Source organism: Bifidobacterium ruminantium DSM 6489 (assembly GCF_000770925.1).
GTDB lineage: Bacteria > Actinomycetota > Actinomycetes > Actinomycetales > Bifidobacteriaceae > Bifidobacterium > Bifidobacterium ruminantium.
The window spans coordinates 1-12,737 of sequence record NZ_JDTK01000033.1 but is presented as its reverse complement, the minus strand read 5'-3'; the positions used below and the strand labels follow the sequence as shown (position 1 = coordinate 12,737).

5 protein-coding genes are annotated in these 12,737 nt (G+C 51.4%); 2 read left to right on the top strand and 3 right to left on the bottom strand.

The window, feature by feature from the left end:
• A partial coding sequence (locus OU26_RS08965; RefSeq protein WP_152571364.1) for an InlB B-repeat-containing protein occupies positions 1–5,627 on the bottom strand: 5,627 nt, incomplete at its 3' end.
• 269 nt (positions 5,628–5,896) lie between these two features.
• Between OU26_RS08965 and OU26_RS09970 the strand changes: the two genes are divergently transcribed.
• On the top strand, positions 5,897–8,359 hold the full coding sequence (locus OU26_RS09970; RefSeq protein ID WP_081815694.1) for a glycosyltransferase family 2 protein: 2,463 nt from the start codon (positions 5,897–5,899) through the stop codon (positions 8,357–8,359).
• A gap of 72 nt (positions 8,360–8,431) precedes the next feature.
• Here the strand turns inward: OU26_RS09970 and OU26_RS08950 are convergent, their stop codons facing one another.
• Both OU26_RS08950 and OU26_RS08945 read right to left on the bottom strand, forming a co-directional pair.
• Positions 8,432–9,700, bottom strand: coding sequence for an ABC transporter ATP-binding protein (locus OU26_RS08950; protein WP_026647211.1), 1,269 nt, complete (start codon positions 9,698–9,700; stop codon positions 8,432–8,434).
• A 4-nt stretch (positions 9,701–9,704) separates the two neighbouring features.
• Positions 9,705–10,538 carry an ABC transporter permease gene (locus OU26_RS08945; protein ID WP_026647210.1) on the bottom strand — a complete coding sequence of 278 codons (834 nt, stop codon included), beginning with the start codon at positions 10,536–10,538 and terminating at the stop codon, positions 9,705–9,707.
• Positions 10,539–10,664: 126 nt separating this feature from the next.
• Between OU26_RS08945 and OU26_RS08940 the strand changes: the two genes are divergently transcribed.
• Positions 10,665–12,551: a DUF4422 domain-containing protein gene (locus OU26_RS08940; protein ID WP_026647209.1), complete on the top strand. Its 1,887-nt coding sequence runs from the start codon at positions 10,665–10,667 to the stop codon at positions 12,549–12,551.
• The last annotated feature ends 186 nt before the right edge of the window (positions 12,552–12,737 follow it).

Genomic DNA, 12,737 nt, shown 5'->3' with positions numbered 1-12,737 from the left:
TGCTCACCCGTGTAACGGTTATACAAACGATGCATCACCACCGAGGAGGGCCGCGGGGACTCCGCCCAACGCGCATACACCGTCACGTTTCCGGCGCCCATCACGGCGTCACCCGACACCTTCGAGCCGCCCGACTTCGCCGTATACCAGCCATCGAACGTGTAACCCGAACGCGTCGGCGTCGGCAGGTCGCCGTACTTCGCGCCGTACCGTACCTTCCGGGACGCCGGGGACACGCTGCCGCCGTTCGCGTCGAACGTGAGCGTGTACGAATTCACCGTCCAGTGCGCGTACAAGGTCAGGGCGCCGGTCACCGGCTGGTTGAAGTCATACTTCGAACCGCCCGACTTCGCCGTGTACCAGCCAGCGAACGTGTAACCCGAACGCGTCGGATCGGCCGGCTTCACGGCCTTCGAACCGTACCTCACCTGCTGCGAGGAGACGGCCGAACCACCATTCGAATCAAACGACACTGTGACGTTAACGGACTGTCCGCCTTGGAACTGTACCGTGGTATTCACATCATCGTTCGAAACGCTGTAGTTGAGACCATATGCCTTGATGGCAAGCGACTCACTCTGCAGACTGGTGAGCTTGGAGAAGTCGACATCCATGGTCATGCTCACATTACCGTGGTAGTTGTCCCCACCACGAACCTGCTTGTTTTGTCCGCCGAAACTCATCGAAGCACTGGAAACCGGTCCGGTCACCGTGACCCGAATGGTTGCCTTGCCCGACACCTTGGCATTGGCGAGACCATGCCAAGTGGAGCCACCGTCGGTGGAATACTGGGCCGAAACCACAGGCTTCTCTTGGTCTTCCGTCACTGCCGCATAGGCGTTGACCAAACCAGCGCCGCGGTATTCCGCACCGTCGGTCGGGACTGCCAAATTACCGTACAGCTCCTTGGCCTGCTTCTTCAGCAGTTTCTCGATTTGAGCCGGTGAGTAATCTGGATGTACCGATTTGAGCAACGAAACCACTCCCGCCACATGAGGGGAAGCCATAGACGTGCCACTCATGTACGTATAGTCGGTTCCATAAGTTGAATAGATGTATGATCCTGGAGCCGCCACATCGATGGTGTTCGCACCATAGTTCGAACACCATCCTTTGTCGCTGTCGCCGCATTCCGTGGAATCATAGTGCGAAGTATCCACTGATCTACGCAACTCTGCCGCCGAATGATCACTCTGCTTCCGCACCGAGGAAACCGTGACGATGCCATCCAGCATGGCGGGGAAAATACATCCTTTATCGGTTGGGAATGTCGTACCGGAATTGACTGCCAATCCTTGAACCTGTGTTTCAGCAAGACCGTCTGCCGGATCAAAGGCATTATCCTTGGCCGCCTTGTCTGCAACGTCGATAGTATCGCCCGTCTGTACAGTCGCTTTAGGAGGCTGATGCTTCTCAACGAGTCTGCGCATACGACTTCCGGATTTTGTCTTGTGGAGGTTATCGAGATCCAATCCTGAATTCATCGCGGAAGCGACATTGGTGACATTGCGTTTGTTCGCATAGCTTACCGCACGCTGCAATGCAGTAGCGTGCGCCTTAGCGTCCGCGGATTCACTAGGATACACTGGCGTGTTATTGCCAAGACTGGCATTGGTGACGTCCATACTAACATTCGCCGCCCACATGTACCCGCACACTTCCTGCTCGGTATATGTCCATTTATCCTCAAACACACGGATCGCGGCCAACGTGGTATTTGGATTCACGCCATCAACACCGGTACCATTATGCGCAGCTGCGATAGTGCCCGAAACATGGGTGCCATGCTGCCCGCCTTTGTCGGTAGGCCACCATACCGGATGGCCCGTAGATGTATCAGTGCCTTGTTGCGGAATACCGTTCGCGGCGCAATTCACAGAGTATGTGCTGCTCACTTTCCCTTGCAAATCCGGATTGTCGTCTTCGATACCAGTATCAATAACACCAGCCAACGTCGGCTTATAGGCGACATCCGTGCGCTGGGCACGGTCAGCACCAGTCGCCACAATGCCCCAAGCATCGTAGATATTGGTATCAGGATCAGAAGAATCCTTCTGAGTCTTACGGAAAGCATTGCCGGAATTCCATTTGGGAGCGGAAGCCACTTCCGAAGAGGCGACGCTTCCGGAACGAATCTCCTCTTCACGTAACGTATCGCGAGTCGGAGCAACGGAATCCACCGCAATGCCATTCTTCGCCGCCCATTGCGCAAAATCAGTGGCGAATGTCTTGGTATGCGCCTGCACGAAGAACACGCTGATTTCCGGATAGGCCATCAGCTTGTACGCCTGCAACGATTCCGCTCCGGCAACGGCCTTGTCCAACACATCGCCGGCAGTGTCTTCCTTAAGGTTGACCACATAGTTCATTACAGCCTCGTCGGAATTCTCCACGGAATCGCTTTCCTGCACAGTCGGCAAAGAGGTGCCCACGGCAATCTCGAACCAAGCCTTCAATGCAGTGTTCGATTTAAGCGTTACCGTGACACGCTTCGTTCCGTTGGATCCCATGGCCGGCTGGGAGAGCGTGTACTCGTTGCCTGACAGTTGCGTGACATCTCCGTTGGTTTGTACGGCGGACACTGTAAGTCCGGCCTTGTCAAACGTTTCTCCGGTCTTATATGAAACCTTAGTCGGAGGAGTCTTGACAACGATGGAGCTGTATTGCGCTGAACCATACTGCGCATATAGCGTCATCGAACCACTAGCGAGCAGGTTCTTCACCGGATCACAGTAGCCATACTTAGTGCCGGTGCCATCAGCTTTGGTGTTCCATCCAGTAATCATCTTGCCGGTTGGCGCTTTGAACGTGGAACGGTTCAGCTGTTCGGTCTTGTCGTACGTCAATTTCTGGTCGGCCATGGTGCCGGTGCCGCCATTGGCGTTGAACCTCACCGTGTAGGTGTTTGCCTTCCATTGCGCGTATAAGGAAATGCCATACCCGTACTCATCGTAGATGTTCTTGACCTGCTGCTTATCGGAATAACTGGTCCCGGAACCATCTGCTTTGGTGTTCCACTCGACGAATGTATACCCGGTTGCAGTGAAGGTATTGGCCTGCAGATTCGCATATTCGTCATACTTGATATCCTGCCAGGCGGAGCCCCCTCCATTATTTGGAAGATTCGCATAAAAACCTACGTAGTACGTAGCACGCTCCCATTGCGCATACAACGTTATCTTCCCATTCGCGGGAACATCGGCTTCTTGGAACGTCGTAGCGTATGTACCGTAGCTTGTGCCAGTTCCGTCCGCCTTGGTGTTCCAAGACATCAAATTGTAGTGCACTCGAGTGAATCCGGCAGAACGGAATCTTTGGTAATCGCCGACGCTGAACGTCTGTGCGGACATGGAACCAGTACCCCCATTGGCGTTGAAGGACACAGTCACCACTTTCCCGCTCGTCACGTGAATTGTACGGTTGGCGGTTGTCTCATTGCCAGCGGCATCCTTCACCATGTAGGTGAGCGGGTAGTCTCCTGGCGTATTGATGTCGAACTTACCGGAGACCTTGATCCTGCTTGTCACATCACCATCATGGTCATCTGTAGCGCTGATGCCCGAAAGAGTGCTGAACGAGGTATCGCCTTTCTTCGCGGCGATGTCATCCACGCCATTGAAGACCGGCGGAGTGGCATCGTTCATCACCGCTTTTACACGAACCTTCTGCCCGGGGAATCCAACGACGTTGGTGCTGTCAATGTAGAACTCGTCGCCAACGTGAATATCCCCCTTCTTTTTATCCGAGACCTTGGAGAGCTGCTGCCGGTTCCAATCCACATAGGCCTCAACGGTATTGCCATCGGTCAAATGCACCTTCACTGTGGAGGGAAGCTGCGCAGAGCAGCCAAAATAATCATTGCACGTTATCGTACCTTTATCCACTTCAATGGACTTCGCCTTAGCTGTTGTCCACTGCGCATACAAGGTAATCACTTGGTTGGCGCCAGTAACGTCAAAATCGCCATGCAACGCGTTGTCCTGATATGCGGTACCGGTGCCATCACGTTTGGTATTCCAGCCTGTGAATACCCTGCCGCTGTATTTGAATTCGTTCTGTTTCAGCGTAGCCTCATTGGAACTCGAGCTCGAACCCACCTTCTGATCCGGCATGGAACCAGTGCCACCGTTGGCATCGTAATGGATGACGTAAGGGTATGAATTCCACTGTGCATACAAATAAAGGTTTCCGGTCACCGGAGTGCTGAAATCGTACAATGGCGAATCATTCGAATAACCAGCCGTCCATCCACGGAACACAAATCCCGGTCGGGTGGGATCGGCCGGCTTCTTGACGGTATCACCATCCAAGACCTGCTGTTCTTCGGAATACTCCGGTACCGAATCGTAAGCGCGGAAATGTACTGTGTGTATCTGCTTCCACACTGCATACAACGTCACATAACCGTCTTGCTCCGTTGTGAGGTTCTTCACCGATTGTCCGGCCTGGTATGACGTTCCCGTGCCATCGTCCTTGGTATTCCACCCCATGAATTCGTAATAATTGTTGGATATTCCCATCTCCTCAGGAGTGGGTAGTTTTTGCGCCTGACCATATGTGAACTGGCGGCTACCGCCGCCCCAACCACCATTGGCCGAAAAATACACATGGTAAGTGTTCGACGTCCACTGTGCATACAAATCCAATGTTTCGCCAGGGTTGACGGCATTGTAAACATACTCACCATCGGCGTATGAAATACCGGAGCCATCCTGCTTGGTGTTCCACCCATCAAATGCATACCCAGCTCGGGTAAACCGATTAGCGCTCAGATAGGAAGAGGAATCAGCTTCCACTTTCTGGTCGCTCATGGTTCCAGTTCCACCGTTCGCATGGTACTTCACCGTGTACGTTGTGCCAACGTATCGTTCAAGCGCTTCCTTCACGGTTTCATTGGTTCCACGACCCCCACGGTATCCAACGTAACCGATTTCCAGCACCACAATCGTGGCGCCCTTCCAGCGTCCGCTCGTCACCTGCGCGGAAGCCATGCCCGCGGAATCCGCCAACGGGCTCACTTCAGTGAGATAATGCCCATAACCCTGCCTGTCGCTTCCTGGCTTTGCGGTAAGCTCGCTGTACCAGGATTTGATGGGATTATGATCATCAAGTCCGGTTTCCGGATATCCGATGAACAGCGCTTCAGGACCGAAATAATACGTGCCATCCTGATAATCCGGATTCTCGCCAAGATTGTGCTTGTCCAGCCAGTCGGGCTTCCCCGTATACATGTCATCATGGCTGATTGGGCCATCTTCGTTGACCACGGCACGTTCTGCCAGGGCGTCCGCACGCTTCTGCGCCCAACTCATCAAGTCCCAATTGACTTTAAGTTCCGGAACCGTATACCCATCAGCAGCGTTCGACTGCACCCAATCGGCACTCATATCGGCTCCGTTGTCTTCATTCTGTGCGTCGGCGATCTGCTGGGCGGTTAATCTTGCTCTGTTCGTTTGACGCAACCTGTTGAGCTCGCTCATGTACTTCAACGACGCAACAACATTGCTGTCATCAGTGGCGGTTTTGGCGAACGCCGCGTGCCCCGTCGCCACACACACCGTGGCGCACATCGCGAATGCGCACAGCGCCGCCCAAATTCTCTTCAATCCTGCCCGATGATTCGACATGGCAACCCCTAAGGTTCTTTTCTCTTCATATGCAAGGAACACCCCTCGCTGTTATGAATCATACCCCCAATTCATCACCGAAAAAGGGAAATCCATATAAACACGTTTCTAGCGGTAATAGCAAACACTCATACCGCCATCTATGTCTTCGTTAATCGTCAACATATACCAGATACATGTACGCCTAAAAAGATAAAATACAACATCTTAGGACATATCGGACAGAAGAACGCATCTCGCAAAATAGAGATTCTGACGAAAGAGACGAAATGACATTACAAATCATAGGGCTATGTCGTGGCGATGGCAAAGGATATGTGAAAATCAGGACGTCTTCCAGTCCTGATGAACTTACCGCGTTTATTAATACGGAGGACAATGATTCAATCCAATGTCCGGTAATATCCATAGGTTTCCCCGGTGAAGACAAATCCGCATGTGAGAAATGGGGTGATTTCTCTCATAAAAATAGTTACGAATCCGTAGTCGCCGTCCCGTTGCTTGACAACACTAAACTGACGGTGCGCATAAAGAATCGCAACACACATGAGGAAATAGGAACTTTCCTCTTCCACCCTCTGTTTTCGAAAGTTAAATCTCGACTGACATATCATGAACGTCCCGAATTTGCGTCACAGATCCGAGGAATTGAACAACGGAGAATTTCCGGTAGTCCACATACGTACGTTACCGGAATTTACCCCATCGACGAACAGCATTATTCATGTCGTTTCCACGTGCGTTATCCATATTTTGGCCAGAAAGAGTCATGCACCATAAGTGTGTATGATGCTGCGGCACACAAACTTGAGCTCAAGCCAATCGTACTTGAGGACTCACTGATTTCTGATCCTCACGATCCAACCCAGCATATTCATGAGCTCGTGTACTCCATTATTGTCACAGCCGAACAGAAAACACTATGCATCCAGGCGAAACCGGCCAGTCAGGACGCTTGCTTCACCTGTATCCTTCCCCCGATGTTCGATGGATTCGTCAACGGCGCACTTGACATGACAAAGCACGCATTCAATGATGGTGGCTATCAGATCTGGTACGAACAGCATCGCGCAACCACAGCTGATATCCAAAATCAACGTAGAGTCTGTCATTCTTGGACAGAAAAAGATAAACCACTTATTAGTATCGTTACAGTTGTTTTCCGTCCTCCTGTCGAATATCTGCAGGCTCTCGTCAAAAGTATCGCCGCTCAATCATATGAAAAATTTGAAGTCCTTTTCGTTAATGTAAGTGGCAACGGTGAGGAAGCGCGAGAAATCAACGATACGTTAGCTCATATCGATGATCCACGATTCCGAATTATTACAGCGGAAAACAAAAGCATAGCCGAGAACACGAATGTTGGTTTAAAAGAAGCCAAAGGCGATTATATAGCGTTCGTCGATCATGACGATGTCCTCGAACCAGATGCACTGTATCGCTATGTCAACGTTCTGCATGACCAATCTGACGCAGATGTCCTGTATTGCGATGAAGACCGCCTTGAAAACGGCCATTACACGCTGCCAACATTTAAGCCAGATTACAATCCTGATCTTTTGAACGCATACAACTATGTGACCCATATGCTAATGGTCAGCCGTCAAGTACTTAGTCAAGTGGAACTTTCTCCTGCTGATGTAAGCGGCGCTCAAGATTATGATTTAACGTTGAAATGCTGCGAAAAAGCACGTTCAATCGCAAATGTGCCCTACATGTTATATCACTGGCGCGTGCATCAAAATTCCACGAGCACAAATCCTGACAGTAAACCTTATGCCCAGACAGCCGGCAAGATTGTCTTGCAACGACATTTCGAACGTACAGGGTTACAAGTAGACGTGTCAGATTCCGAGCTGCCTTTCCGTTACAGAAATCGTTACATCAATGAGGCTACGCCTAAAGTGAGTATTGTCATCCCCACGAAGGACCATTCGCAGCTGCTGCAGCGTTGCCTTACTTCGGTACTGGAAAAGACGACCTACCAGAATTATGACATTACTTTGGTCGAGAACAACAGTACTGAGCAGGAAACCTTTGCATACTATGATCGAATTCAAGATCAAAATGAAAAAATCAAGGTTGTGACTTGGCCCGGAACAGGTTTCAACTATTCCGCAATCTGCAATTATGGTGCCGCGCATTGCGATGGTGAGATACTGCTGTTCCTGAACAATGACACGGTCATAATCAATGGTGACTGGCTTGACTCCATGGTCGGTTTCTTCGCCCGTCCTGAAGTGGGCATCGTTGGCGCCAAACTGCTGTTCCCCGATAATTTGGTGCAGCACGGCGGAGTATGGGTTTCCGCAGACCATGTTGGTTATTTGAGTGATATGCTGTCCGACAAAGATGGCGGTTATATGGAAACCATGCGTTATCCATATAATTGCGCAGCTGTTACCGGCGCCTGCCAAATGGTGCGGCGTAAAGCGTTCCAATCCGTCGGCGGCTTTGATGAGAATCTCGCTGTCGTACTCAACGATGTCGATCTTTGTCTCAAAATCGGTCAACAAGGGTACCTTACTGTATTCGACCCACAGGCGAAGTTGTACCATAGCGAGCACACAAGCCGTGGCCGAGATGAGCAAGATGTGGAAAAAGAACGTCGCGCCATCGACGAACAAGCACGTTTCTATGCACGTTGGGACAAGACCCTCGTTGGCGCTCGAGGCAAATATATCAACCGTCAACTCAACCAGTATGACGGGCACTACAAGATTCGTTGGTGAGAAAATCAATTGCCGATGTGTGAGAAGCCGAATGAAAGTCTTTTCACACATCGGCAATAGTAGCTATCGGCCTCAGAAAGAATCTTTAGCCTGCAGAACCTTGGTATCTTCACATTGATATTGAATTCGCCGATAATTCATAAGAGCGAATTTGTCGGAACCATATGTTCCTTGTACCACAAAAGTGCATGACTCCTTTTCATTAGTTGTCGTAATCATCCTGTCCACAGAAGAATCTTTCGGATCCACTTCAATATGAGCCGAAAGAATAATCCGATATTCACCATCGTTAAAATCTGCAGTTGGAGCAATCATATTCACACGATGATGTCCAGGAACAGTCATAAAACGTTGCGCTAAAGCTATTCCACCCCTTGAAATATCAAGCAAAACAATATTAAGATAGATTTTTCTATCGGCAGCAACATTGTTATATTCAACGGTAAATTTAAAATTGGTTCCAGATTCACATACAGGGAGCTCGTTCGGATATACACGCAGAATCGGCATTTCCTCACAAATTTCTTCATTGGAAGAATCATGCTTATTAGATTCGTTCGTTTTGAGATTCTCAAGCGTGTAGCGATCCGCGACATCGTTTTTGTCGCCAGATGCGATGATCTCGCCATCCTTGATGAGAATGGCCTTGTTGCAGTATTTCTTCACCGCATCCATGGAATGAGTGACAAGGATGACGGTCTTGGTCGGATCTTTCTTGATTTCGGCGAAGAAATTGTCGCACTTGCGCTGGAACGCCTCGTCACCGACGGCGAGCACCTCGTCAAGCACCAGAATATCTCCCTGCGCCTTGATGGCCACGGAGAAGGCGAGACGCACCTGCATGCCGGAGGAATAGTTCTTGAGCTTCTGGTCCATGAAGTCCTCAAGCTCGGCGAATTCCACGATGTCGTCATACATCGCGTCGATTTCCTCGTGCGTGAATCCCAGCAGCGCGCCGTTCAGATACACGTTCTCACGCCCGGTCAACTCCGGATTGAATCCGACGCCCAGCTCGATGAACGGCACCAGCTTGCCCTTCACCATCACAGAACCTTGTTCCGGCACGTAAATCTGCGAAATGATCTTCAGCAACGTGGATTTGCCGGAACCGTTACGGCCGACGATGCCGAAGAAATCGCCCTGATGCACTTCGAAATTGATGTCGCGCAGCACATGCTGCTCGGTGTAGCCCTTGATGCCCTTCGTCCAGTTCAAGAAAGCCATCTTCAGACCGGTAGCCTGTTCGGTGGGCAGACGGAAGGACTTGGCCACATGGTCGACCTTGAGTACGACCGGACGTTCATCAACAGTGTTGTTGTCAGTCATCGAAACCTCGCTCATGGCTTTAGAGCACCTCCGCGAACTTGGCGCTGTACTTGCGGAACACATGGATGCCCAGCCATAGAATCAAAGCGGACAGCACGTACGGCAGCAGGCACAGCAGCTTGTTGTCCACCATGGTCCACACGGTTGGCACGTATTCCGGAGACAGTAGGTTATGGCGGATATCCATGATGGTCTGCGTGGTCGGGTTAAGCATCAGAATGTCGGCAGCCCAGGAGAACTCCTTGTTCTGCGCCACCATGGAAATCGGGTAGATGATAGGCGTGGCATAGAACATGGCCTGCAGCACCACTTCCCAGATATGGGCCACATCACGGAAATACACATACAGCGAGCCCAGAAGCAGGGCAACGCCGAGACCAAGGCAATACAGCTGGATGATGCTGAGCGGAACCAGCAGGATGCGCCAGGTGTAATGCGCGTGGGCGAAGAAACCGAAGAGGATGACCACCACAAGGTTGATGCCCAGGGAAATCATGGAACCCATCGTGGTGGACGCCACAATGATGTAATTCGGGAAATGGATCTTGCGCAGCAGATCGCCACGATCAACGATGGCGCGCATGCCCATGCTGGTCGACTCGGAGAAGAAGCTCCACAGGCACGTGCCACACAGCAACGAAATCGGGAAAGTCGGGGTACCATCGGAGAATTTCAGGAACTTCACGAACACCACATACATCACGGCGAACAGCATCAACGGTTTCAACACAGACCACACCATGCCCAGGAATGAGCCCTGATATCGCAGCTGGAAGTCGGTTTTCACCAGTTCCTTGAAAACCACCATCGCATAGTGGTACCTCTTCTTGAGGCTTTCGAAAAAGTCTTTCACAAACGTCCTATCCTACTCGTGCGAAGTATTTGGGTGCAAAGGCTCGTAGAGCGTCCCTCTTCGGCAGTACTCTCATATATTCTATTGAGGAAAGGACGTTTGTCTTAGTAAGGCGGAATATCTCACATGGTTCTCACAGCGGAACAGCACCATCCGAATATCAAAATCTTTGTGTCGGCACATAAGCAGGCCACGTTCCCTGAGGGGAACAGTATTGTTCCGGTGCAGGTGGGCGCGGCGAATGCTGCGACTCGTTTCACGAACACTTTGCATGACGACGAAGGTGTGAACATTTCTGCGGAAAACCCGCGGTATTGTGAGCTAACCGCGCAATACTGGGCCTGGAAAAACGAGGATGCTGACTATTACGGCTTCTGCCACTACCGCAGGTACTTCGATTTCACCGATACTCCGCACAAAGAGAACGATTACGGAGAGATTATCGATTCGTATATCGATAATCACGCGCTCGCCGAATACGGTATCAACGATGATGCGATCGCTCGTGCCGTGGACGGTTGGGACGTCATCACCACGCCGTTGAATGACGTTCGCCGTATCGGCGGATTCTCAAATCTCAAGCAGCACTGGGATGCCGACGAGCACCTGCGTTTGAAGGACCTGCGCCACATGTATGACATTCTGTGCGCGCGCCATCCCGACTACAAGGTGGACGCCGATGCCGTGCTCAATGGGAGAACCGCGGCATTCTGCAACATGTTCATCATGAGGAAGGACATCTTCTTCGAATACAACGAATGGCTGTTCCCACTGCTTGATGAGTTCGCTGCGGCAACCGATTTCAGCAGAATGGACGTGCAGACCACACGTACGGTGGGGCATCTTTCGGAACGGCTGCTCAACATCTTCATTGCGCACAAGCAGCGTACCGGTGCGCATTGGAAGATCAAGCGACTGCAGTGCGTGCATTTCCTGCATCCGGAACCGGCCACCGTTCTCAAGCCGCTTGATGCCGGATACAAGAACGTGGTGCCGGTGGTGTTCGCCGCAGACAACAACTATGTGCCGATGCTCACCACCACCATCTATTCGATGCTGAAGAACGCTTCCAAAGATCGTTCATATGATGTGATCGTATTGGAACGGAATATCTCCGACGAGAACAAGCAAAACATACGTCAGTTTTTCGAACGGTTCCCAAATGCCGTGATCCGCTTCTTCGATGTGAGCCGTTACTTGGCTGGCTTCAATCTCACCACCAGCAATGCGCATATCAGCATCGAAACGTATTACCGTTTCATCATCCAGGAGGCGTTGCCGTTCTATTCGAAGCTGCTGTATCTGGATTGTGATCTGGTGGTCAATGGCGATGTCGCCGAACTGTTCGATACCGAACTTGGAGATAATGCGATCGCCGCCGTGCCTGATATCGACTTCATCGGCAATCTCAATATGAAAAACGGCGAACGAGCCGAATATGTGCGCAAGCAATTGCATATGCGCGATGCGTACGGCTACTTCCAGGCCGGCGTGCTGGTGATGAACCTCGAGCGTATGCGCAAGATCCATACCGTCCACGAATGGCTGGAAATCGCCTCCAAACCCGGATACATCTACAACGACCAGGATATTTTGAACGTGGAGTGCGAAGGCTTGGTCACGTATCTGGATTATTCGTGGAATGTGATGCACAACTGTGCCGGTCGTGTCAATGGCGTATTCGATTTCGCGCCAGCCAATGTGTATAAGGCATACATGACGTCGCGTAAGGCTCCGAAAATCGTGCATTACGCCGGTTTCGACAAGCCATGGAAGAATCCATGGTGCGATTTCGCCTCGTTGTACTGGAGTTATGCGCAGGAAACACCTTTCATGGCGCAGATGATCGCAACAATGAGTGGTGTGGAACGTCCCGCTCCGCCGGAACATCATGAGCGTGCGATCGCGGAGGACAGCCCCATCCGCAAGTACGTGGATGTACTGGCTCCGACCGGTTCCAAGCAGCGCGAGCTGATGAAGGTGGTGGCCCGCAAGGTGCAGGGCAAGCGGTGATTTCGGATCTCGAGATCGCATTCGTCAGATAAGTAAAGGCCGTTTTGAATCGACCATGTCCATTTTTACGGACTATGCGCGATTCAAAACGGCCTTTGTGTCACCGGTGTTGTTGTGTTGGTCGTGCCACGGCCGGAAACCGGCCGCGCCCGGACCTACTTGGCGGACACGGCGTACCAGCCCACG